Raw genomic sequence first — 21,798 nt, 5'->3', positions numbered from 1 at the left:
CTGTTTGCGTAAGTGATTGAAGTGATGCATGCAGACACCTTGCTGGCTATGCGGTGTCGGCTCAGGGTCAGACAGACATGGGTGCCGGATTTACAATGATGCCGCGACATCATCCTTGGACTGTGCATTTGCACCTGCCTTGCGACGAAGGATCTCCTTGCAGAGACGGGCGATGCCCTCGTCAGCAAAAAAGCTGGCCGGATACTTTTCCCGAGCATCGAGGTAGGCAAGCAGCGCGTTGGCCAGTTGCCCTTGTTGCTCGTCGCTTTCCGCCTTGGAAATAAGCGATGCAAAAGCTGAAGCCTTCACGGCAAGTTCCCCACGAGCCTTGTTGATGCGTAGGTCATCGGGATTGGACTTCCAAGCTCGTTCGATCACTTCCCACGCGCCGGCCGTATTGCGTGTGCGCTCCAGTTCGGACGCTTGGGCAATGGCAGTCTCCACCATTTCCAGACGACGCATGACATCAAGAAACTGTTTATTCCGGGTCTCGTCATTATGAAGCGCGGCGGCAAAGCGGAACCGGTCATTAAAAATGGCGCGGTACTCGCTTGCAGCCAGCAGGCGGTCGAAATCCACCGATGCCATCGTCTGCGCGTCAGAGCGAGTTTCCAGCAAGTTGGAAAAACGGGCGATTCCCGGATTGGCAGGCCATACTTCCATTGCCTGCCGCAGCGCCGCTTCGGCATCTTGGTTGTTACCCTGTTTGGCCGCCATCGCGGCCTTTTGCAGGGCGAGGTTACTGGCCTGTTTTGTAGTGATAATAAAAGCACGCGGTTTTACAGAATCGAAATCGGGCAATTGCTTCGCGGCTTCAGCAAGAAGCAGTTCGGCCTGTTCGAGATCTTTTGCTTCAAGGGCGGTATTCAGGCGGGCAAGAATACCTGCGGCATCACTGACCTTTTCCTTCTGTTCGAGCGGGAATGTTTTTACGACAGGCAAAAACTCGCCGAGATGAAATACTTCCGAGAGTCGTTGCATAGCCCCCCAAGTCTGGCCTCGCTCTAAGAGATGGTTGACTGACTGTGCACCGACTTCGACCTCACGTATCGCTTCCCGGGTCATTGCCTCGACAGCAGAGGTCGTGATCCGCACATCCATGTTGCCCAGAAGCTGACGCTTCATACCTTCGGCGGCTTCAAGATCTCCCTGTTCCCCCGGAAAAAGGTAACGATAAAAATCCAGTGCGATGAGAACATGCTGGAACCGCCGCTGGGCGAAGAACTGGAAAATCATCCCTTGGAATTCGAGTTTCTGGTTGAGCCGGGAAGTGGTTTCGAGCTTTCGATTTTCATCAATGTTACGTTCGGCCTCTTCCAGCCGCTTCTGAAAAGGATCGGCTGCGTAGTCGCGTTGAGGCGGTGTGCCGGAGGCGGAGGTGTTGTTGCGAATGTTGTCGAGCACCACATTGCGATCCCAATCCCGGGTGCGAGTGATATTGGCTTCAGCCGCCTCACGTTTCTTTTCAAGTTGTCGGTTTTCTTGCAAAATGTCGCGGATACGTTCATTCGTTTGCCAGTGGGAAATGAGAATATTTCCCAACGTTTCGCATAGACGGGAATCGCCTTCGTAGTCGGCTGCACGGTAGAGCAACCGCCAGCCTTGGGCCACACGCTGGTCAAGTGTGCCCCCCTTACGTCCTTGGAGAGTCAGCGTGATCTCCTCCAGTGTCTTGTTGTAGACAAGATCGGCTTCGCCATCGGCAGGCGGAGTGGTTAGGAAGCGTTCGAAGCGGGATTGTGCAGCCTTGGTATCACCGATGGAAAACGAACGTCCCTGCCAAGTGAAGTTGCCGGTCGTGGGATCGTATGCCTCAAGCAGTTTGATGCCTCCAGGAGAACCTGACGAAGGTGATGGAGGCTCACTCCTGCGGGATGCACGTGTTCCGGCATTGTTGGCTTCGTCGGGTGCAGGTGATAGTCCGGAAGAGGGTTCATTTTGACCCGAGAGAGGGCTGATTGCAAGAACGATGAACGATACGCAGATCAAAGAGCGTCTTGCTGTCTCGATAACGGAATGAGGACTCATGGTATGAAAAATTCAGAGTTTGCGAAAGCCGGTCAGATTAAGAATACCGTCAGTATCGACCTCGACAGAGAGAGCATACAACTGTCCAGGTTCAGGGTAAAAACCGGGGGATTTTCCCGCGTCAAGGAATGGCAGGGCACGGTGTGTCGCGAGATCACGGACGAGGATGATGCGGCCGCCATCAGGCATGGCTTCGAGTTGCCTTTCGATACGTCCACGCAGCTCGTAACGGTTGCCCGCCAACCCGCGAGCACGCGAAACATAGGTTTCCACGGGTAAGGGGGGCAGGGACGGAGCAAACGCATGCCATGCAAAAAAACAGATGGCGACCAGCAGCAGAATCCCGAAAGGAATCCAGAGCTTGAACAATTTGGAGCGCGGGTTGGCATTCATGAAAAATCAGTTTCCGGTTGGAAAAAGCGTGTTGATATCATCGGGGAAGCGGTATCCCGGCAAGGTAATCCTGAATCGAAACCTACGGATTTTGCATTTCATTCTGTTTCTCCTTCGGACTGAATTCGGTACCCGCAAATACAAGCAATCCTGCTGTGAGCAGGAGAAAATTACGGGATAGAATCCACGGATAGCTGGTGGGGTCGTCAGACTGGCCGAAACACCCGCAGTTTATTTCAAGGCCGCGTATCCACGCAGAACCGACTGCCACCATGAAGCCGAGCAGCATGAGTGCTGCCAGAAGCGCTCCGGCCCGCGTCCAGCTTCGTCCGGCAAGAAGTGCAAGCGCCGTGGTGATTTCCAGCCACGGCAGGAGGAGCGAGGTCAGCCAGGCCCAGTGATAGGGCAATATCCGGAACCCTTCGATACTGGCGAGAAACGCCGCAGGTTCGCTGACCTTGGCGAAGCCTGACCAGAGGAAAACACCGGCTAGTCCGAATCTGCAAAGGGCAGAAATGATCCGAGGAAACAGCTTGGCAATATGGCATTCGGAACCGCGTGGCTGATTACCGGGCTCGGAGGAAGTTATCATTGTCCCATCGTGGTCTTCTGGTTTCGGAACGGACATGGAAGCGTGAAAAATCTGCTTCAAGGAAGCAGACAGGTCAATTCTAGGATTGGAATCACGGGAAAAATATGAATGATCAAATTGTCAGTAGATCGAATGGATTCTGTTGCATATCATGGCATCGCGTTACTATTTATGCAAACTATTACTAAACAACTATTTCTGCTTTTTGCTTTCGTTATACCCGCATTCGCTGAGGTAAAAGAGTGGCAGTTACCGAATTTGAAACCTGACTCCCACATGACCCGAGCGGCCTTGTGGTATGAGGACACCTTGCCTGCCAAGAATGGCGTAGTGGTACTTTGTCCTGGCATGAATGGTTCAGGCATGGGCTTGGTGAGCGAAAAACCGTGGGTGGAATTTGCGCGGGCGCATGATCTGGGGTTGGTCGCCCTATCATTTTCGTCACCTATGGAAAAATTGTATGCTAGGCCGGGCAAGGGATATTATTATGCAGAGCAAGGGGCAGGGAAGATACTACTGCAAGGAATCGCCGAGATTTACGAGGCGGAGCCGTCAAGACGCACCAACAATAGTAGCATCGGCTCCTCACAAAACGGTGAACCGAAGTTGTTGCTATTTGGGTTCTCGGGTGGCGCAATGTTCATCAGTCATTTTGTCCGGTGGCAACCTGAGCGCGTTCTGGCATGGTCAGCCCAGTCGGCCTCATTCTGGCCATCACCCGGAGAGGCGGGAAATGGGCCGCCTGGCATTGTGGCCTGTGGTGAGTTCGATAGCGAGCGATATGGGCCAACGTTCGCTTACTTCCAGCAGGGGCGACGGAAAGACGCACCGTGGATTTGGTTGAGCCTCAAAAATACCGGACACATGCGAAGTCGGACTTTGGAGAGATTTACACAGACATTTTTTGATACGGTGCTTACGACCAAAACGCAAAATCCCCTATTTTTCGATGCCGAGTTGCTAACTCCCGTTGAGGAAAATGACCTGCTATTACAGCCGGCACTTACGGTTTGGCTACCAAACCCCGATGTGGCAAAAATATGGAAAGATATTCATCATCCGTGATGATAAAGACGAAATAATATGTAAGGGACCATTTTGCCACTAAACCCTCCCACTAAAAGCGTCGAAGTATGAGAAATTCTGGTCCCTCTTCCTGCTGCTTCAGGTTGTGTATATCCTTCACTATAATCATTCTACTTTCAGTACCGGCATCGCCGGCAAAAAGCCAAGAAGAGCGTGTATTCGATTTGAAGCAACCGGTAACATTCGAACGGGGAACCAGATCCTGGATTTATTTTTCCCTGCGTCTTCCGCCGGGATGGAAGAAAGGTAATCCTGCCACCGGACCGGACAAGGTACGAGGCGTGTTTTGCACGCTTCGCTGGTACGATAAGCCCGACTCAATTCATTCACTCGTCGCCGGGGATAACGCCTATACTCGCTATGCTGATCGCAACGGCTTGGCCTTACTGAGCTGGAATCGGCTCAAATTCTATACAACAGGCGTGAGCAACGACGAGATGGACGAAAAAGCCGATACCCGATGGAGCGAAAAATTTGATACGGCCGCGAAAGAGTGGGAAAAGGGGATAAGACGGCTAGTTCGCGAATATGGCATTCCTGAACGTGATTATTTACTGCATGGTTTTTCCGGAGGGGCACAAACTGCTCACCGACTGGCATTGCGCAAGCCTCAGTATTTTTCTGCAATCCATATTCATGTAAATAGTTCTTACGACAAGCCCGGCCAATCCGGGAAAAGCATGATATGGCTGCTCACGACCGGGGAGCGGGAATACGGTTATCGGGCCTCACAGCGATTTTACTATGAAGGCCTGGAAAACGGATATTCGATCGTCTACAAGGTGGGCGAAGCCTTGGGGCACTCTTCTAGTCCACAGATTGACCGGCTGGGTTTTGCCTTCTTTGATTATGCCCTGCGCTATTTGCCTGACTACCGTGACAATCAGCCGTCGCGCAGAGGAGATATCCATGAACTTTTACGACGGCCACCTTACATCGGGGACTGGCTCAACCAAGAAGCCGTTCCGGCCAGCAAGGCACACATGATACAGGGTCGTTACCAGACGGCATTGCCCACGCTAGAAATCGCTAAAATATGGGGAACTCTGATTCAGTAAAAAAACGCCGAGTTATACATGAGAACTGGCAAAATACAGGGGAAGGTACGCCTTGCCGGATAGAAGTATATTTTCAGGAATATGAGTACATTGCCCTCATGGTTATTTGAGCGCCGTCTGGACTTTTTGCAGCTTGGGCCGGGGAGTGCGAATATTGGCGCAGCTCTTCTGGCATGCCTGCTTGTTTCAGGCACTATATGGTTTTTCTATCGCCCCTGGTGGGCCCAAGCAATCGGCTGGATATGGATATTGATCGGAGGATTTCTCTTGCTGGCAACCCGTTCGCGAGGGGGCGTGCTAGCTGCGATCGCCGGCCTTGTGTGGGTGTGGTGGTGCTGGAAGCGGCGACTGCTGCACCAAGATCGGAGTGATAAAATACAAAATTTTTCGTTAGCCAATGCCCGCGGTAGTAAACAGAAATATTTCAGATGGATTTTGGCCGCATGTGTACTCTCGGTACTTGTCATCTATAGTTTTTCAAACCGGACCCTGTACCGGTTCGGGCTTGGTGATAGTTCACGTGCCGATTTGTGGTCGGCAGGTCTCGCCATGCTCTGGGATGCCCCGGGGGGTTGGGGCAAGGGTAATGCGGCAAATGCATACGTTCAATGGTATCAGGCGGAAGAGGATCCGCGAGGATACCTGTCGTTGATCAATTATCACCTGAATTGGCTGGTCGAGCATGGCATGACTGCGAGGATTGGCTACATACTGGCGTGGGCGACATTATTCTGGCTGTTATGCGGTGCGAGTACGCCATCATTTCAGAGGAACAAGGAAAATCGTTCCAAGCTGGTACAAGTCGGAGTTCTTGAAACAGCGGCGGGAGTGTGGACGACATTTTTTGTCGCAGCGATTTTCAGCTCAACGGCCAGATGGGGGCCGCTCTGGACTTTGCCAGCACTTTGGTTGGTAGTGGCATTGATGTACCGATGGGGATATCGGTCTTTACCATCATGGCGCGGATGGGTGAGCGCGACCAGCATCGGCCTTCTGGCGTTGGCTGGACTGCATCTAGCAGGCTGGATGATGCGAAGAGAGCCATTAAGTTTAGCAGGTAAAACAAGAATTATCATCGGTACAGGAACACCGCGAGTTGTTTTTTATCAACCGGAGCCGATGATACTCGGTGAACGGTGGGGACAAGATATACGGAGGCTGATAAAGGAATCCTCGATTACGGCAGATATTATTCTGGAGGGGCCTGCTTCGGTTGTTGATCCTAAGGCAGCAATATGGGTAGTAACCGCCATACTACCTGAGATCCCGGCAGAACCAGGGGAGGTGGTTTTCTTCAATACTGTATGTCTACCGGAAGTTATAGCATGGATTGCGAAAATGAACCCTACGCGAATCCGGGTTTACATAAGTGACTCACTAAATCGGGCGACTCGGTTAGATGAATGGGAAAGCATCGCCAGAAAACGGGAGGATATGCAGGTCGAAATAGTTGGCGGTGCTGGGGTATACCTTCCCGGATGGCCAGATTTTATTAATGGAGAAAATATCAGGAAACACACCCAGAGTATGCCACAGTAAAACAATTATCAACTAATATCAATTTACGCCTTATCGGATCAACATCGTCGGAATCTTTTTATCGATCTGAACTCGATACCAGCCTCGACGAAAGATCCCCACTAATCATCACAATATGCCATTATTTTCACCAGAAATCGATTCGAGCTGGCTACTAACCCAAGCAGGGTACCCCCCTTCAAGAACAAAAACCTTTATATCGGGTAAATCTTTTAACAATCGTAAAGCCATTCTTTTACTCGCATCGCATTGCTGTCCATCACAATATATAAGAATAGGTTTCTCTGGCTTCCAGAGTTGCAGAAATATGCCCAATTGTTCATCCCAATTATACTCCCCAAACAACATTGCTCCGTCTATGTGGCCCTTCATATAAGCATCTTCACGCCTCGCATCCAAAATCAGCCAATCTGACATATTATTCATTGCCGATATCGGGCCCACTTCTTTGATCGACCAATGTTCTATCCGATAATGATCATCTTCGCCGTGGAGTCGTCTATATCCTTCCGCCAAAAGAACTGCTGCCAACAATATGGCAACAACTTGCAACGTGAGTCGGCCCACTATAATCATATAATATAATTATCGGGAAAGAACATCAAGTGGTGACAATGGAATATCAATATTCCTGGAGCTTTCCTTATCCGCGAATGTAAATGTAGAATTTAAAGGTGATGCCAATAATGTTTTAATTTGTTCAGCGCTTAAACCGTTGATGGGAGTGTCTCCGATCTTTTCTAGCCGCAGCCCCGAGTGGAGTCCGGCCTTGGCGGCCGAAGAGCCTTTTATTACTGAATACACATAATAGGCACCACTCCGTTTCTGAAGCTTGAATCCGCGTGTAGGCACATTTGAATCAATACCGTCAGGAATTTCTTCAATAATCTTATCCCATGCATAACCACCATTTATGAATATTTCCGGAAGGACTTTCCCTTCTGACTCGAAATCTGTACTTGCTGCATTAAGTGCGATCGGCAAGATGGTATTCACTTCGCTTTCATCGATCGATCTGTTTTTTATTTCGAAATGGAGCGATTGATTTTTAAGATTAATCGATGTCAATTTTTGGCGAATAAGTCCAAATTTTCCAATATCATAGGTAGACCATTTCCATTCGCCTGACTCCCCCGCTATAATTCTTTTAATTTTCTCTTGTTGCATGACCATCGCCGGGAGTGCCTCAACGTTGCCTTTCTGGGCGGTCCTTTGAATCAACAATTCAAGCTCGCTCATATCCTTTGATAGCTCACCATAGACAGTAGCTGAGGCAAGGATTTCTGTAACTTGTACTTTGATCGCATCAATACGCCTAGGGGACACTTTTGTCCAGCCCTTTGAATCCGAAGTACGGAGTAGGGCTTCGCCAATCGAGTTCAAACTAAATATTAGGTCACCTCTCTTGTATGTTATTATTTTGTTTTTTATATCAATAATGGCGATACGATCCAATTTCCCATTGGCATACAGTTCTTGACAGATATATGACTGGCCTGAACCATGTATATATCGCTCCAAAGTCTCTAAATAAGTTACTTCATTAGAGAGCGAAGAGGGGCTTCCTTTTACTCCCGCAGAGAATTCTGCACTATGCAATTGAAGCATCGGGAAATGGATTAGTAGAGCCGTAATCAGTAATGCTTTCATTTTTTGAACCCCTCTTCCTCCGATTATCAGGCCTCTATTATCTCTAGATCTGTATCTTCAGGTGAAACATATCCGGCACATGGCGAAGAATCAACTATGACTTCCCAATATTGAGTGTCTGGATCACCCATCGTTCGACACTGTGTTTTGGGCCATTCCTCGCAAGCAGGACATGTCACATTGGGATTGGGATTGCAATATCGTATAAATAATTCGTACGATATACTAACTTCGCTCATTAACCTGACATATTCGATTGCATATACCGGGTTGCCATTCTCGTCGAATGGTGGAGTACAGGGCACCAATCGAGGACCTTCCGCATATATTTGAGGCGCACTACGCCATACATTATATGATACGGCTATATCTTCCGCTGTTGAGCAACTTGGGCAACCTTGTGAGCTACATGAAAAGCTCGTGTCATCATAGGACACTTGTGTGTTTCCAGTTTGGCATAAAAGAAATAGACCTGCCAAAAAAGATATCGCTTGGATGATTATTTTGCAGTTAGTTGTCATGATATTTGATATGTCTTGTAAATCATGTGATTTCCTTCACCGGAAATTATTCCTACTCTAAATTTAATCGGTGATGGAGTCCTCGTTCATTGAATCAAAGGTTTCCAGGAGCATGGAATCCCCGCCGTTGGGGGGATTGTTGGGATTTCCGCAACCGGGGGCTTCCGGGTTTTCATTACAGGGATCACATTCCGGTAACGAAGGATTAGCGGTACACGGATCGCAGTCATCTGCGATTCCTTGGGAAGGGAGGAGAAGGTGAGCTGCCCCTGCCATTGCAAGAATAAGAAAACCAGTTTTCGTGCTCATCGGAATATTCGTGTTGTTCACCACGAACCAGTACTTTTTTTGACTTCCAGTCAATCTGAATATCTAATAGGTTGGAAAAGCCGCTGCCCACAGCGGCCACCAGATCCTTCCATGTTTTCATTGGGGGATTTGTATTCGTGAACCGGGTACGGATATCAGGTGGATTCCTTATTCTTCCGTTCGCGCAACCGGGCCAGAAACTTGATGAAGCCCTCGGCATCATCCTGCGTAACCGAGTCCCACCGGCGGAGCGCCTGGCGGATGATGTTGAAATTATTCACGAAGAATCTCCCCGGCCGGGCACCCAGCTCATAGAATTGCCCCTCCAGCACAAAAAGCCGCTCATAAATGTCAGCATACCGCGGGACGGGAAGCACGCGGGAATCCCTCGCCGGCCGTTCCCCTTTCCTCTTTGTCCCAGACCCTCGTTGCTTCATGCTCTCGCGAAAACCGGCAAGTGTCGCCTCACCCTGTTCCAGCAACTCCTTCACATCCGATCGCGTTACCTTGGTCCACCGCATTACGGCAAAATAGGCCAACATCATGATGTTGGTCGCCGAGTACCCTCGCTTCACCCCGTGCCTGACCATCTCGATCTGGAGCCGGTCGATCTTTTCGGCCAATGCTTCATCAAGTCTTACAACGAGTGTCTGGTTTTTCTTCGGTTCGCTCCGTTTCTTAGCACTCATAGATTGTGTTGGCATGAGGTCGCTTTTGTCTGGAGGCTTCCTGCAACGCCTTCATGAGCCGGTACGCCAGCCAGACATTCACAACCCCGGCCAAACTAAAGGCCAGCAGCTTTGCCTCCGGTCCAATGTCGATATATTTAATTCTCCATGACAGGACCAGGCCAAGAAGGAGCCATAGCCAACGCACCGCGACATTCCGCAGTTGCGGGTGATCGGCCAAGGCGCGGGCTATTCTGTACCTCATGGTCATTGCCCGGGTATTCAACCTCGCAAGGATTTCCGTCAACGTTTTTCTTGCTCTAATTGGCATAGTGCAGCTTTCTGGGCAGGCCTGAATTCTTTCCACGGTCTTTCTGGTTGCTCAGGTTTTTTTAGTCATTTCCCTGAAATGAAACATGCCACGAGCACCCTTAACCCACTACTTCGTCTATGTCGGGAATGTCCCTTGCAGACTGGACGGCAGGGTGTTCCTGCCGCAGGTCAAGGGTAGCGATCCACCTTTCTGCCTCCGGATATCCGACTTTCGCGGCCGCAATGCGGCCTTTCTGTCGGTACGCAGGAAAATCGCCTCATGCCAGGCCGAACTGCGAAGGCGCTTGCGGCGCGCAGGGAAACCACTGAGGCGACTCCCCGAATACAGGATTGTCGGCCGCAGCATCCTGACCCCGGAGGAGGTGGCCGCTTCCCTGGAGCAGCAAACAGGCTGGGAGGCCAAGGTTTTCCGCCGCCTTTCTCCGTCGGCAACCGCCACCCAGAAGATCGAGGCAATATCCCGTGATTGCAACAGGGTGCTCGGCCATGTCACCTCCGCGGTTAAACAGGTGAGGAAAGCAGTCAGGGAGTCCCAGCACTACTGGCTAACGGGTGACGAGGCGGCTTGAAATGGCGGCGCTGGCCACCGGCAACGGCACCGAAACGGATGTTTCCGATTCCATCGCGGACTTTTCCGATCGCACTGCATCCTCAAGTTCCGCAAACGACGAAAACCGCAGCAGCAGGCGGATCTCGCTTTCGGTCATGGCGAATAGGTTGCCTCCATAGATGCCGCACTCGGCAAGGAGCGCGGAAAGCGGCTCCGGCGGCAACCGCTCCATGAGTATCCTTCGGGATTCTGGAGTAGGGGCAATGTGGATACCGTCACTCATCACTTTCGACGGCGTGAAGGAAAGGGTTGCGACTGCCACCACTCGCGAACCTTGCCTCTGGAGAAACTGGCGCAATTCCGAAACGGTCCCCCCCTGCGTCATCACATCGTCGAGCGCGATGTAGTTTGCGCCTCCTGTTATCCTGCCGGCAAACGTAGCCCTGGAAAGAAAACGCCTCATTGCGGTTTTCCCGGTGTGTTTCGGGCTGTGCTGTTTCAAAACCCCACGATCGAGCCGGAAGCCGGTAGTCTCCGAAACCGCTTCGGCAAAGGCGTCAGGAATCCGGTTGGTAACTGCACCGCCAACCACGATCAGCCGAGATTCGTTATGCCGGCGGGCCAGCATGTCCAGCGCTGCCACGTCGATAAATGTTTTCACGAGACGCCTCGCCGCCTCGATGTCGCCGTCATACTTGGCGGCACGAAAATCGGGATGCCGCATCATTTCATAAACATCCGCCGAGCTGCAAACCGGCGGAAAATTCGTGGGCCATGCGTAGGTGAATGACATCAGAAAGAACGGGAACGGGAGGGCCGGTCAAAACCGGGGAGCGCCAGGCATGTCTGTTCGCATCGGGGGGTGGCGGACAGCGAAACCTCGTCGTACTGGTTCCACGCCGATCCGAGAACCGTGAATACCCAAGAGGAGATCCCGGGACTGCTCGCCTCCCGGTTGCCTGCGATGTTAAGAATTCCGGGTTGGTAGTGTGCGAGAAATTCGGCGACCTTGCGGCCGGCCATCCTCACGGAATCCGGCGAAGGCCTTCGGTAGTCCTCATGCAGATACATCAGCAAAACCGGCCTGCCGGCGCGCTGGCAGCAGCGAAGGGTAAGGGATGATCCGGGACTGAGGCGCGAGCCCCGGTTGAAGATCACGGTCGCATCGGCATCCTGGGCGTTGTACCTTGTCCGACGGTTATACCCCGAATCTCCCGGGGTTTCTTTCAGCGAATACACGGCAGGAATCACACCCCCATCGCATCGGCGGCCGTGCGGGCACCAGCCGCCGTGGGGAATGCGGTTCGCGATTGCAAAATCCAGCCCTGCCTGATCTGCCCCGGTCTGGCCTCCGGAAATAATTCTTGAAGGAAGCATCCGGGTTCAGGGTTCGTTGTTCCTGTCTTTATCTCCGGTATCATTCTCGGCCGCGGAGGATGAATCCTCCGGGAGTTTTCCGGTCACCAATTGGTGGGCTGCGGCAGCTACCTCCGACAACCGGGCAGCGAGGACCTGATTGTGCCGGTACAATTCCTCGGCCTGCTTGCCCATCGCATCCATTTGTGAACGGAATTCGGGCAACAGACGTAGCAGCTCCGCTGTCTGGACGCGGTTCCGGGTTACTTCCTCGGCGATTTCCTGGGGCATCAACGCTGGCTGGATAGCGAGATCCCCGCCGGAGATGTCGCCGGCAATCACCGTAATCGAGGGTGAGGACAAAATCCGGCGTGGGTCGGTTTCCCGAACGAGGACATATTTCCCGTCGATCACCTGCGCGCGGTATGTTGCCGGCACGGTCAGCTCCCCAGGAAAGGCACCCATCACATACCGCGGTCCGTTGTCCATCCTGCCGGGCGGATCGACCAAATCCACGACCTCCGTCGAGACATCCGGCACAGGAGCACCCTGCACCGCCGCGCCTTTGCGCTTTGCAGGTCCTGACGAAGCGCACCCGCCGAGAAAGGCGACATTGAATAACAGAAAAGCCAGCAACAGTGTTTTCATAGCATTATTGTAGATAGACCATAGAAAAGCATGCACATCCGGAGGGCCGCTCCGCTGCACCGAACTCGCGTCCCGTTTCATCTGTTCTCCCCCGAAGGTTCGCTCCTGGACAGCTTCAGCCCTACCTCCGCTCGCGTCGGGTCCAATGTCTCCTCGATGAACAGGTAAAAGTCTTTGCCACTCGGAACACGTACATAGAAACCGCGCCTCGCTATCTCCTCGGCAATCCTCTGCGCCGAAGTTGTCATGACATTGGCAATACCTGAGCCAAAGGCGCTCAATGCCGCGTTTTTCAGGGTTGGCTTGGGTTGAGTGAGTCCGGTATCCTGCCCGGGCACGGCTTCCTGTTCCTGCAACGTCTCTCCGAGAGCCGCCGCGGACGCGCCAAGGAACGCGGTCGCGAACAACTTGATTTCCTCGTTATCCAGCGTCGAGATGGTGTAGCCGATGAAACCTAGAGCCATGTCATCGAGACCCCAGGACCTGACACGGCCCCGGTCCTCTACAAGCAGTTCACGCCGGTCCAGTGCCCTCCCTTTTATGCGCCATTCGCGCCCATTCCGTCCGGCAGCAGCGCCTGACTGTTTCGGCAACACGAGCACCCATTCGCCGGTATCGAACAAGCGCCCGACCCCGGAGGCATCAATTTTGGGTTCTCCGTTCACGTAGGAAAAAACTTCGGTGTTGGCAGGTATGATTACCTTGCCGTTCCACGTAACCTCTTCGACCACCAGACCGATCACAGGGGTGTTCGCCGGCACCAGCGAATCGAGCGTATTGACCATCTTGCATTTTACCAGGCGTCCGTAGGGGGCGAATGTGGACAGCCCGGACACCTCCAGGCTCTTCGCCGCGTCTTTCGCCGCAGTGACTATGCCGCTCCGGCTGACTTGCGTCACCTCACCCTCCCCTGATTTCGGCGGGCTCATTATACCGAACACCTCCACGGCGGTATTCGAGCGCCTCCGCGGCGAGTAGGGTACTCCCGCCGGCTTCGGCCCGTCATCATTCTCCGGCTCTTCTCCGGAAGGCTCGGACATGGCAACTATGGCATCCGGAACTTCACGCTTCAGCCCGTCCCTCCCCTGATCGTCCAGGGACACGGCTTTCTTCCTCGCCAGAGTTGCCATTTCCTCTTCGGAGGGGACAGCCGAGGGCAGTCTCTGCGGCAACGCCTCGTTCTTCTTTTCGGCCCCGGCGCTTTCGCCGGCTGGCTCCGCCGGCTCCTGCGGTCCTTTCTGCTTCCTGTTCCCGCCGTTCATGGAAATCAGCAGGGCGAAAAATAATATCACCGCCAGTATGATGATCTGCGCGCGGACGGATACCTTCTTGAAGGGATTTCCCCACCGCCTCGAGCTTGTCTTTGGCTTCTCACTCGACATTGGCCGGCTCCATCATGATCGGTTTGGGATTGGTTTTCCCGACGAGTGAAACCGACAGTTTGAGCGGACTGTCCGGAAGCAACCGGGTGGGCATTCCGCTGGTATCCCTCGAAAGGACAAGGAAAGCGGTCGCTTCCTTTTCCGGCTCAATTACCGGATCGAACTCCGCTGTCGGGACAGGATAGACGCGGTTCCCGGCCCTGATAATCCAGCTTTTCGGATCGAACTGTAGCCGTCTGTAGGTATTGTTTCTCACCACCGCCGCAACTCCGAGAGTGTCCGTGATCGAGTCACGAATGGCATAGCGTAATGAGATCGTGTAATCCCCGGAGTCGTTTTCTTCCTGCAACGGCACGATCTGCAATGCAGGGTTTGCCCTGACCATATTCAGGGCCCGTTCCCGGTTCATGGCCAGCAGCGCCTTCATGAAGTTCTTGATGCCTAGCTGTGTCTCCGGGGTGGGAGCCTGGTAGTTCGAGACCGGCGGGTTTTCGCTGCGCTCAACTTTCATTTTCCTCTGCCTCTCGGAGCGTATAGCCTCGTTCGTCATTTCCGAAACAGCCACGTTATCCACGAAAGTTACTCCCCGAAATGCCTGCTCGCGCGGCACGATCGTGCATTCGATGGACAGCGACCTTCCTCCCTCCATGAACACATGCAGGGTCCTGTTCGAAGAGTCAACGAGAGCGGAGATGGTGAAGCGGGTATAGCCTCGCAGGTCGCCGGGAAAAACCGAGAAGTCGCCCGCAGCTCCGGCGTTACCGCCATCCGGCACGGAAACCCCTTGCGGCATGAACCCGCGACCGCTCCACCCGGTTGCGGGATATGGCAGGGTAACGAGCACGCTGTCATCCGGCGAACACATCACGGCGAAGGGTCTGGCCTGTTCTGCCGGCAGCGGCACGCGGAACATGTTATCGCCTCCCCCCGAAACCGGAACAAGCCCGCCGAGCAGGAGACATGGGAAAAAGATCAGACGCCTTTTCATTTCAGGGCAGACGTGAATTCCTCGGATCTCTTGTTGCTGCGCCAGACCACCGTTTTTTTGTAGCGGTTTATCTGATACGGAAACCGCCCCTTGTCCATCACCGCAACGGTTGGGGTCAGTTCAATCGACAGGCGGAAATCGCCGACATCGCGCTGGGGCAGCCCGTCAATGACTCCGCTGCGCACGATGAACCCCTGAATCCTGTATCGCAAGGCCCCCCCGCTGTCGTCGAGGCGTTCCGGCATGCGGGTGAATTCCGGCTGATCGTAAAGGTTTCGCCGGTTGCGTTCATCCTCCTGGCTGCGCAGCTCCAGACGCACGGCCTTCTGCGCCTCCGCCGTATAATACCTGGTCAGCAGCTCGGGGTTCGACAGACCTGCCGGGTTCCGTTTCAGGTAGACCTCGGCGGCCTGGATGCCGATCTCGCGGAAGATCCTTGAGTCAGGGTCGGCCAGCTCTGCCGGCGCAAAGACGAGAACTCCGTTGGAGTCCGTATTCCACACCCATGTGGCCCTTTTCGACTCCGCAATGGCATCCTTGGTCCATTTGAGGGAGACCAGAGGCACGAGGATCGCGACCGCGATGAGGAATGCCTTCAGACGATACTCCGCAAACCAGCGGCGGTGGACATGAAAGGTAGACTGCGCACGGTCTCCGCTTTTGGACTCCTTCCTTGGTGTTACTGGCAGATCTGGCTTCTGGGAATCGGGCATGTCGTGGCAGTCATCGCAGGAAAATACTATGTTATGACTTGTCCACAAAATAAACTATCCGGCGCGTAATACCACCGCCTTGAGGCGGGCTCAAAAATTGAGCGGGGTGTCAGTGCTGCCTGTCAGGGCTTCCGGTGCAGCTTGTTGGCCTGACTGACCGACGGGAGTGAGGGTGAGGTTATACCCTTTTCGTTTTCCCACAATTCAATCGGGCAGGGTCCAAGGGGATTGTTGGCCCATTCCTCCATCCGCCGAATCCAGACAAGATCTTCACCGGCAAGAGGGATGCGCATATTTCGCACCCCGTCGCCGCAGTTGATGAAGAACTGGGTTTCCTTATCCAGCAGGACCCGTTCCCAGGCAATGTAGGTCAACCCCATGCCTTCTGCGCACTTGCGGCCAATCTTTTCCAGGAACGTTTTTTTGAGTTGATCCCGTTTGCTCTTTGGAGGGGGGTTATCGGTTCGCTCGTTATAGGACATAGACATTTAAGGAACATTAGGCAGGATTGGGAAACAATCCAGCATTTCTCCTTATTTCAGGGGAATTTAACCACATAATTCATAAAAAAGGGGACAGCATTCAATGTCTGTCCCCTCATTACTTGCCGGCTGGAAATGACCAAGCTAGCGGGCAATTCCCCTGCCCTGATCATTCAGCTTTTCCAGGGCGCGCTGCCCGGAAACCAAACGGTGCTCTTCCTCGAACTTGCCTACATCCTTTTTCAGTTCGGCAATGATAGCGTTGCAGTCGGCTGCAATCCGTTCGGCTTCTTCCCGGGAGTCGCAAACCTCGGTGAATGCCCCGCGGGAAGTGTGCTCTACCACGGCCGGCTTTCCTGCCACGTCAGTCGAGGCCTCATAATCCTTGATCCGGTTTATTTTCAGATAGTGGGCAGCTTGGGGCAGGTTCTTTTTGAAGTGAAGAATGTTCATCCTTGGAATCATCTTTTGAGCCGGTTGCCGACGCGCTGCACAGGCAGGGACGCTGCATTACCGCCGGGGTTCTGCCCCGGACCGTTAAGGCGGCTCTGCCGTTCTGCCAGGTGCAGAGCGATTGCCGGCGCGGATCTCGCCGAAACGGCCAGCGCCTCCCGCTCCAGGTTCATTGCCGCGCACCAGAGCCATTTCCATTCGTCGGAATAGCCGATGACATCCGGGATCATTCCTGCCCGGCCATCAGCGGCTAACCGGCTTTCGAGATCCTTGATGCTGTTGAACGCTTCCGCGGTACTCACCCTCTTTGCCGCTGACAGACTCTCGAACCATTCCCCTTGCGGTGCAGCAGCGCCTCGCAAATGCGAACCGTTTTGAGCCCACCAAGGAGCCAGCAATTCTATGAGTTTCCGATTCTCTCCAAGATCGAGCGGCACCAGGTTCCGCCTGTCCTGCAAGCTAAAGCCGACCGTTTCAGCCGACCGCCATGCCAGGAGCGCCATGTCGCTGTTGGAAATGTCAGCATCGAGGGATTCCGAGCTGAAGAAATCCTCTGCGTCCATAGCCATAGTGCCATCCGGGGCAGCCCGCCGGATGGCGTGGATTGCGGATGCGTAGGCTGGCAGGACACCCAGAGCTGCGGCCTTTATCCAGTACGAATCGGTATCCCGGATCTTGTCCCCGAAAATCCCGGCAAATACATTTGCGGCCAGAAGCTGCTTCTGGACCTCGTTCAGGAATGCCTCGAATTTCAGCATCCGGTAATCCCCCTCACATGCCATTTCCTCCCAGGACGGAGGACGCCCTGCCGAGCCCCGGTCGGCCGATCGCCTGGTATGCTCGGCCACAACATACCGGGCGGTCTCCCTTGCATCCAGAATGCCTCTCAGTCCGTAGATAAAAGGCCGCAAGGGTATATGAAGGTCATAGACCAGCACAGCGATTGACTCATCATCATTTACGAAAAGCTCGATGTCAGTATTCATCGGCTTCGAATCGGACAATTCAGCGAGCCGTTCGGGACGATCAAAGCGCCCGACTGCGTCTCTCCGGCGTTTGGCGTTGCGGCAGCGGTGCCGAATTTTCGTGCGCATTCTCCTGCTGCAATGACTCCGCACGGAAACGGAGTACCTTGACCGGTCCGGCCTTCGCCGGTACGATGTCGATCCCTTCCAGCGAGATCCGGAAATCATCCAGCTCGAAACTGTACGGTTTTCCCGAGGCAAGCGACCGGACAGCCTCAACCGCATTTTCGACCCGGATCGGCAGGTAAACCGAGCGGCTTCCCGGGTGCTTTGCAGACACGCACCGGTAGCATTTGACATTGCGGGTTTCGGACAATTTTCCGTCCTCAATAGAATTTATGAGGAACGCCCTGGGGACGTCTTTTCTGGGATCAGCCCCGCGGGCAAATTCGGCCAGAGCAGCCACCACCTGGAGATTTTTGTAGGTTTTCCCGTCGTGAATCCGTTCCTTGGTTCCGACCGGCGCAAGGATCATGGGGTATTCGCCGTTGGCACCGCGCCCCCATACGACCAGTTCGCGCCCGTTGACCAGATCGACCACATCTGAAAATTTCTCGGACCTGGTCATCCTGTTTTGCAGGTTATACCCTCCAACACGTGTGGGAACGTTTATCGCGTCATCGCCATTCCGGTATGTAAAATAATCGTAACTCTCTCCTGCCCGCTCTCCGGTTTTAACGGTGGACGTATTCAAGAAGACAGCGATCCGACCGTTAGTATTCTCCTCAAAGAAGACAGGTTTGTTCGCGTTCGCGGTTGTTTCGGCAGTGGTGTCATTCATTGGCATTTCCTGGTAGTCGGCTAAAAGTGCATATAATCTCAAAAAGAGTTTACGGCACTTTCCCGAAACAGTTGTCAAGTTTTTTCGATTAATTCAACAGGCTGATACCCAACTTTCCGCCGTGCTCAATGAACCTGCGAGCTACCGGGCCCCCGCTCTTTGGTCGCGCCTGATCGCTTCATAGCGCACCGTCTCAATTACATTTATCCATGTTTCTATATCCTATCATGCAATATCTTGGATAACAGGCATGGCTAGTCAGGAGGCCCAATCCGGCCGATAATTTTCGCCACCCTTCCCCCTTCCCCGCCCTCTCTTTGATCGCGCGTCGTCATGTCGGCCAATATCAGATCGGGAAGCACACACCCGCTCTTTGGTCGCGCCGCCGGCCGTACCTTGACCGGAACCGCTCTTTGGTCGCGCCATTTGTTCCGTACTTGGGTCGGCCATCACCCGTTTGTCCCCGCTCTTTGGTCGCGCTCAGTGCACCCGCTCTTTGGTCGCGTATCTTGGTTCTACCCCCGCTCTTTGGTCGCGCCTACCACCAATGATCCTGAAAAACACGAACGGAGGTTATTGGCTTAACACGTTATCTTCAAGTAACTTGAAACAGTAAAATTTCACCAAAATTATGAAATACTTTCGGGATCTACGCCGAACCCAGCCCGGAATGGCCCGCTCTTTGGTCGCGCAAGCTCATATCGCATCGGGCCGAACACCGATCCACAGACCCGCTCTTTGGTCGCGCCATTTGTTTCGCACTCAGGTCGGCCATCACCCGTTTATCCCCGCTCTTTGGTCGCTCCACGCTCGCCCCGCTCTTTGGTCGCGGCCTGTTCCTCAGCCCCCCCGCTCTTTGGTCGCTCCTTGCCCCGCTCTTTGGTCGCGTTCCCCTCTGTTTTCCCGCTCTTTGGTCGCTCTAGGCCCGCTCTTTAGTCGCGCCATTCTCCTCTGAAAATCTCGTCCTAGTATGCCAGAATATAAAACACATATAATATATGTATGCGCAAGACTACGGAACAAACAGGTAGGAACCTCGCTCCGCTCGGTTCACGGCCCTCCGGGCCGAATGGATGGGTCGCGCTTTGCGCAAAAAGGATCGAGCCAGCCAAACACTCGCTGTCAAGCAACCACCCCTGCCTTCACGCTGCGAGACGGTTGCCAAGCATCGACGAAAGGAACCCGAGTTCTTGGACCATCATCTGCTCGCCAATGGCTCTCTGGACCTGACTGGTCAGCTTTTTGTAGAGGATCAGCGCCGAAAATCGCGCCAATATCTCGGGCCGGAAGAATTCCTTGGCGGCGTCCTCAATGATGCGCTTTCTGGCCCGTTCCGGCATCGAGTCGGACGTTTCTACCAAGTCGCGAGCGCCGAGGTTCGAAGTAGCAAAAATGTGGTACTTCGAAAGATCGATTGTGTTGCCGTTCGCGAGGGTGATGCGCGCCGCTTCCATGCCAAGCAACATGTCCGTCACTTTAGGGTGCCCCTTCTCGATCTCGTCAAGGAGGAGGAAGTGGCCGCCGCTTTTGTCCAGTTTTTCAATCTGTTCCCCCAGAAAACCGCAGTCCTGACGATTTTCTCCAAGTAGTCGTGGAACGGATACCTCGGTCGAGAATTCGCCCATGTCGATCCGGGCGAGCACGTCGGACCCGTACAGGTACTGGCTCGCCTCGATGATGGCTTTGGTTTTCCCGGTGCCGGTAGGCCCGCAGATCAAGACCATGCTTCGCGGCATCCCTGCGGGAGTCAGACCGAGTTCGCCGGGTATTATCGCCTCGGCAAGCTGGTCCGTGGCCGTTTCCTGACCAATTACCTGTTTGCGAAGCTGCCCTTTCAGGTTGCTTGCTTTCCTGATTGCTGAACCGAAATCGGGAGGAAAAGATTTGGGTAGAGCCGGGAGCGCGGTATCGCGAGGGAGGGCGATGCGGAAACCTTCGCCGCCGTGTGGAACGACGATGCTTCGTTTGACCCCAGGGACCAGCACGCCGTCAATCAGAGCTTGGGCCACGGCATTGCGAAGCCTTCGGGAAATAACGTTCCGCATCGGCCGCGCTCCGAGTTCGCGATGGTAGCCTTCGGTAACCAGTCGGCGGAATACCCCCTCCCCTATTTCCATGTGGTGGGGATGCCCGAATGCCTTGGAAAGGGTCTCGCTCAGTTGTGCGGGCTGGTGTTCGGTATTGTCGCCGGTCATTTCGTTTTGGCAGTATGGTCGTCGGCCTTGTTGTTCCTGAGTATAGTAAGGAGTTCCGGTTTCAGTGAGGCAAGCAATGTCCCGTCCCGGTTATACTCAACATCCAGCAGAGGGGCCCTGGTTCCGTGGATCTTTCTATATTGTTTGGCCGACGCAGCATACTCGCTAAGGCGCCAGAAAGCCAAAACAAGACCGCGCCTTATGCGTTCGAGGATTGCACGTGACGGGATTCGCAACGTTTCGCCGGCAATCAGCCTTTCGGCGACGAGCTGTTTCACGCCGTAGATATGCCAGTAAAATGAAAATTTCTCGATTTTGGATTCGGCGTCGCGGCGGTATACAAGAAAATATGGATTTTTCCCCGGTTCCTGCACGGTACGGGTGACAACATCAAGATTACGGCGAAAACTTGCTTGCTTATATAAGCCACTGGCATGGCTCCTGAGCTGGAACTTCACTATAAAATTGCGATCTATCCTGAACTGATCTACAAAATCATCCCATCTCCATGATTTCATGGGCTTTCGGGTGTACTCATCATCCGGAATTGGATCGACAGTGAAAATATATGCCGAAGAATCGTCTTCGTCATTTGGTGATTCAACCTTGCCATGAGCAGGATCGGAAGATTTTCTGATCATCAGTTAATTGGTCTTGTCCAAACTCGAAACTTTTTCAATCTCAAAACCATGATTGCAACTCACACCCGGCATGCTGCAAACCTTGGCCGTCTGCGGGCGAAGTTTCAGCATATGTCGGATCTTTCAACCACGATTCGCGGAAGGAGCCTTGGTGCCTCCCGAGTCGCCCTCGCTGTTCAGCGTGAAGCCACGATTTCCGGACAAACCAAGGCCGATCGCATTGGCCTTGCCGGAGCATGGGCTACCCTGACCGCTTTCGACCGCTTTTTCTCCCGTCTCGCACTGCAAGCAATGCGCCAGACCCGGACTGCCACCCGGACCCAAGATCCCGAACACAGAACGCCCCGGCTTGGTCAGTCGCGGGCAGGGTAAATTTTTCTTGCTCTAGTTGGCGAAGTGGAAAACTG

At 53.6% G+C, this 21,798-nt stretch carries 22 protein-coding genes; 5 read left to right on the top strand and 17 right to left on the bottom strand.

Going from position 1 to position 21,798, the window contains the following annotated elements:
• Positions 1–90: 90 nt before the first annotated feature.
• The 3 genes from OPIT5_00115 to OPIT5_00105 form a co-directional block, all read right to left on the bottom strand.
• A complete protein-coding gene (locus tag OPIT5_00115; GenBank protein ID AHF94972.1) occupies positions 91–1,542 on the bottom strand; it encodes a hypothetical protein in 1,452 nt (483 codons plus the stop codon).
• A gap of 498 nt (positions 1,543–2,040) precedes the next feature.
• Positions 2,041–2,421 (bottom strand): hypothetical protein, encoded by a 381-nt coding sequence (locus tag OPIT5_00110; GenBank protein ID AHF94971.1) that lies wholly within the window; start codon positions 2,419–2,421, stop codon positions 2,041–2,043.
• Between the two features lie 82 nt (positions 2,422–2,503).
• Positions 2,504–3,049 carry a hypothetical protein gene (locus OPIT5_00105; GenBank protein AHF94970.1) on the bottom strand — a complete coding sequence of 182 codons (546 nt, stop codon included), beginning with the start codon at positions 3,047–3,049 and terminating at the stop codon, positions 2,504–2,506.
• Between the two features lie 1,730 nt (positions 3,050–4,779).
• On the opposite strand from OPIT5_00105, the gene OPIT5_00095 reads away from it, so the two are divergent.
• The 4 genes from OPIT5_00095 to OPIT5_00080 all read left to right on the top strand — a co-directional run bounded on the left by OPIT5_00095 (position 4,780) and on the right by OPIT5_00080 (position 8,845).
• Entirely contained in the window at positions 4,780–5,157 is a 378-nt protein-coding gene (locus OPIT5_00095) for a hypothetical protein (GenBank protein AHF94969.1), read from the top strand.
• A gap of 875 nt (positions 5,158–6,032) precedes the next feature.
• Positions 6,033–6,218 (top strand): hypothetical protein, encoded by a 186-nt coding sequence (locus OPIT5_00090; protein AHF94968.1) that lies wholly within the window; start codon positions 6,033–6,035, stop codon positions 6,216–6,218.
• A gap of 937 nt (positions 6,219–7,155) precedes the next feature.
• Complete coding sequence (locus OPIT5_00085; GenBank protein AHF94967.1) at positions 7,156–7,281, top strand: hypothetical protein; 126 nt, start codon at positions 7,156–7,158, stop codon at positions 7,279–7,281.
• A gap of 1,351 nt (positions 7,282–8,632) precedes the next feature.
• Positions 8,633–8,845 (top strand): hypothetical protein, encoded by a 213-nt coding sequence (locus OPIT5_00080; GenBank protein ID AHF94966.1) that lies wholly within the window; start codon positions 8,633–8,635, stop codon positions 8,843–8,845.
• A 486-nt stretch (positions 8,846–9,331) separates the two neighbouring features.
• Here OPIT5_00080 and OPIT5_00075 read toward each other — a convergent pair whose 3' ends face one another.
• The gene (locus tag OPIT5_00075; GenBank protein ID AHF94965.1) at positions 9,332–9,865 is read right to left on the bottom strand and encodes a hypothetical protein; all 534 of its coding nucleotides are present in this window, start codon (positions 9,863–9,865) and stop codon (positions 9,332–9,334) included.
• Positions 9,855–10,115, bottom strand: a complete 261-nt coding sequence (locus OPIT5_00070) for a hypothetical protein (GenBank protein ID AHF94964.1) — start codon at positions 10,113–10,115, stop codon at positions 9,855–9,857. The genes OPIT5_00075 and OPIT5_00070 overlap by 11 nt, the downstream gene beginning before the upstream one ends.
• Positions 10,116–10,260: 145 nt before the next feature.
• Between OPIT5_00070 and OPIT5_00065 the strand changes: the two genes are divergently transcribed.
• Positions 10,261–10,746: a hypothetical protein gene (locus OPIT5_00065; GenBank protein AHF94963.1), complete on the top strand. Its 486-nt coding sequence runs from the start codon at positions 10,261–10,263 to the stop codon at positions 10,744–10,746.
• On the opposite strand, the gene OPIT5_00060 is transcribed toward OPIT5_00065, so the two are convergent.
• The 12 genes from OPIT5_00060 to OPIT5_00005 all read right to left on the bottom strand — a co-directional run bounded on the left by OPIT5_00060 (position 10,723) and on the right by OPIT5_00005 (position 21,268).
• A complete protein-coding gene (locus OPIT5_00060) occupies positions 10,723–11,454 on the bottom strand; it encodes a hypothetical protein (GenBank protein ID AHF94962.1) in 732 nt (243 codons plus the stop codon). The genes OPIT5_00065 and OPIT5_00060 overlap by 24 nt on opposite strands.
• A 65-nt stretch (positions 11,455–11,519) precedes the next feature.
• Positions 11,520–11,750 (bottom strand): hypothetical protein, encoded by a 231-nt coding sequence (locus OPIT5_00055; GenBank protein AHF94961.1) that lies wholly within the window; start codon positions 11,748–11,750, stop codon positions 11,520–11,522.
• Between the two features lie 360 nt (positions 11,751–12,110).
• A complete protein-coding gene (locus OPIT5_00050) occupies positions 12,111–12,731 on the bottom strand; it encodes a hypothetical protein (protein AHF94960.1) in 621 nt (206 codons plus the stop codon).
• 77 nt (positions 12,732–12,808) lie between these two features.
• Positions 12,809–14,113, bottom strand: a complete 1,305-nt coding sequence (locus tag OPIT5_00045; GenBank protein ID AHF94959.1) for a hypothetical protein — start codon at positions 14,111–14,113, stop codon at positions 12,809–12,811.
• Positions 14,103–15,101, bottom strand: coding sequence for a hypothetical protein (locus OPIT5_00040; protein AHF94958.1), 999 nt, complete (start codon positions 15,099–15,101; stop codon positions 14,103–14,105). The genes OPIT5_00045 and OPIT5_00040 overlap by 11 nt, the downstream gene beginning before the upstream one ends.
• Positions 15,098–15,814, bottom strand: a complete 717-nt coding sequence (locus OPIT5_00035; GenBank protein ID AHF94957.1) for a hypothetical protein — start codon at positions 15,812–15,814, stop codon at positions 15,098–15,100. The genes OPIT5_00040 and OPIT5_00035 overlap by 4 nt, the downstream gene beginning before the upstream one ends.
• Positions 15,815–15,936: 122 nt before the next feature.
• Complete coding sequence (locus OPIT5_00030) at positions 15,937–16,296, bottom strand: hypothetical protein (GenBank protein AHF94956.1); 360 nt, start codon at positions 16,294–16,296, stop codon at positions 15,937–15,939.
• A gap of 144 nt (positions 16,297–16,440) precedes the next feature.
• Complete coding sequence (locus OPIT5_00025; GenBank protein ID AHF94955.1) at positions 16,441–16,749, bottom strand: hypothetical protein; 309 nt, start codon at positions 16,747–16,749, stop codon at positions 16,441–16,443.
• A gap of 8 nt (positions 16,750–16,757) precedes the next feature.
• The gene (locus tag OPIT5_00020) at positions 16,758–17,735 is read right to left on the bottom strand and encodes a hypothetical protein (GenBank protein AHF94954.1); all 978 of its coding nucleotides are present in this window, start codon (positions 17,733–17,735) and stop codon (positions 16,758–16,760) included.
• 40 nt (positions 17,736–17,775) lie between these two features.
• Positions 17,776–18,342 (bottom strand): hypothetical protein, encoded by a 567-nt coding sequence (locus tag OPIT5_00015; protein AHF94953.1) that lies wholly within the window; start codon positions 18,340–18,342, stop codon positions 17,776–17,778.
• A gap of 1,355 nt (positions 18,343–19,697) precedes the next feature.
• Positions 19,698–20,750 carry a hypothetical protein gene (locus OPIT5_00010; protein AHF94952.1) on the bottom strand — a complete coding sequence of 351 codons (1,053 nt, stop codon included), beginning with the start codon at positions 20,748–20,750 and terminating at the stop codon, positions 19,698–19,700.
• Positions 20,747–21,268, bottom strand: a complete 522-nt coding sequence (locus OPIT5_00005; GenBank protein AHF94951.1) for a hypothetical protein — start codon at positions 21,266–21,268, stop codon at positions 20,747–20,749. Before OPIT5_00005 ends, OPIT5_00010 begins: the two co-directional genes overlap by 4 nt.
• Between the last annotated feature and the right edge of the window lie 530 nt (positions 21,269–21,798).

This window comes from Opitutaceae bacterium TAV5, from assembly GCA_000242935.3.
Lineage (GTDB): Bacteria > Verrucomicrobiota > Verrucomicrobiia > Opitutales > Opitutaceae > Geminisphaera.
Note: the sequence above shows the minus strand (reverse complement) of the source record. Positions and strands in the feature narration are given on the sequence as shown.

Bases quoted from the DNA above. Each gene is read 5' to 3' on its own strand.
- OPIT5_00090 (AHF94968.1), top strand. From the start codon at position 6,033: ATGGGGGCCGCTCTGGACTTTGCCAGCACTTTGGTTGGTAGTGGCATT.
- OPIT5_00010 (AHF94952.1), bottom strand. From the start codon at position 20,750: ATGACCGGCGACAATACCGAACACCAGCCCGCACAACTGAGCGAGACC.
- OPIT5_00070 (AHF94964.1), bottom strand. From the start codon at position 10,115: ATGACCATGAGGTACAGAATAGCCCGCGCCTTGGCCGATCACCCGCAA.
- OPIT5_00095 (AHF94969.1), top strand. From the start codon at position 4,780: ATGATATGGCTGCTCACGACCGGGGAGCGGGAATACGGTTATCGGGCC.
- OPIT5_00105 (AHF94970.1), bottom strand. From the start codon at position 3,049: ATGTCCGTTCCGAAACCAGAAGACCACGATGGGACAATGATAACTTCC.
- OPIT5_00080 (AHF94966.1), top strand. From the start codon at position 8,633: ATGGTGGAGTACAGGGCACCAATCGAGGACCTTCCGCATATATTTGAG.
- OPIT5_00025 (AHF94955.1), bottom strand. From the start codon at position 16,749: ATGAACATTCTTCACTTCAAAAAGAACCTGCCCCAAGCTGCCCACTAT.
- OPIT5_00050 (AHF94960.1), bottom strand. From the start codon at position 12,731: ATGAAAACACTGTTGCTGGCTTTTCTGTTATTCAATGTCGCCTTTCTC.
- OPIT5_00030 (AHF94956.1), bottom strand. From the start codon at position 16,296: ATGTCCTATAACGAGCGAACCGATAACCCCCCTCCAAAGAGCAAACGG.
- OPIT5_00060 (AHF94962.1), bottom strand. From the start codon at position 11,454: ATGATGCGGCATCCCGATTTTCGTGCCGCCAAGTATGACGGCGACATC.
- OPIT5_00045 (AHF94959.1), bottom strand. From the start codon at position 14,113: ATGTCGAGTGAGAAGCCAAAGACAAGCTCGAGGCGGTGGGGAAATCCC.
- OPIT5_00020 (AHF94954.1), bottom strand. From the start codon at position 17,735: ATGAATACTGACATCGAGCTTTTCGTAAATGATGATGAGTCAATCGCT.
- OPIT5_00055 (AHF94961.1), bottom strand. From the start codon at position 11,750: ATGGCCGGCCGCAAGGTCGCCGAATTTCTCGCACACTACCAACCCGGA.
- OPIT5_00015 (AHF94953.1), bottom strand. From the start codon at position 18,342: ATGACCAGGTCCGAGAAATTTTCAGATGTGGTCGATCTGGTCAACGGG.
- OPIT5_00110 (AHF94971.1), bottom strand. From the start codon at position 2,421: ATGAATGCCAACCCGCGCTCCAAATTGTTCAAGCTCTGGATTCCTTTC.
- OPIT5_00085 (AHF94967.1), top strand. From the start codon at position 7,156: ATGTTCTATCCGATAATGATCATCTTCGCCGTGGAGTCGTCTATATCC.
- OPIT5_00065 (AHF94963.1), top strand. From the start codon at position 10,261: ATGCCACGAGCACCCTTAACCCACTACTTCGTCTATGTCGGGAATGTC.
- OPIT5_00075 (AHF94965.1), bottom strand. From the start codon at position 9,865: ATGAGTGCTAAGAAACGGAGCGAACCGAAGAAAAACCAGACACTCGTT.
- OPIT5_00005 (AHF94951.1), bottom strand. From the start codon at position 21,268: ATGAAATCATGGAGATGGGATGATTTTGTAGATCAGTTCAGGATAGAT.
- OPIT5_00035 (AHF94957.1), bottom strand. From the start codon at position 15,814: ATGCCCGATTCCCAGAAGCCAGATCTGCCAGTAACACCAAGGAAGGAG.
- OPIT5_00040 (AHF94958.1), bottom strand. From the start codon at position 15,101: ATGAAAAGGCGTCTGATCTTTTTCCCATGTCTCCTGCTCGGCGGGCTT.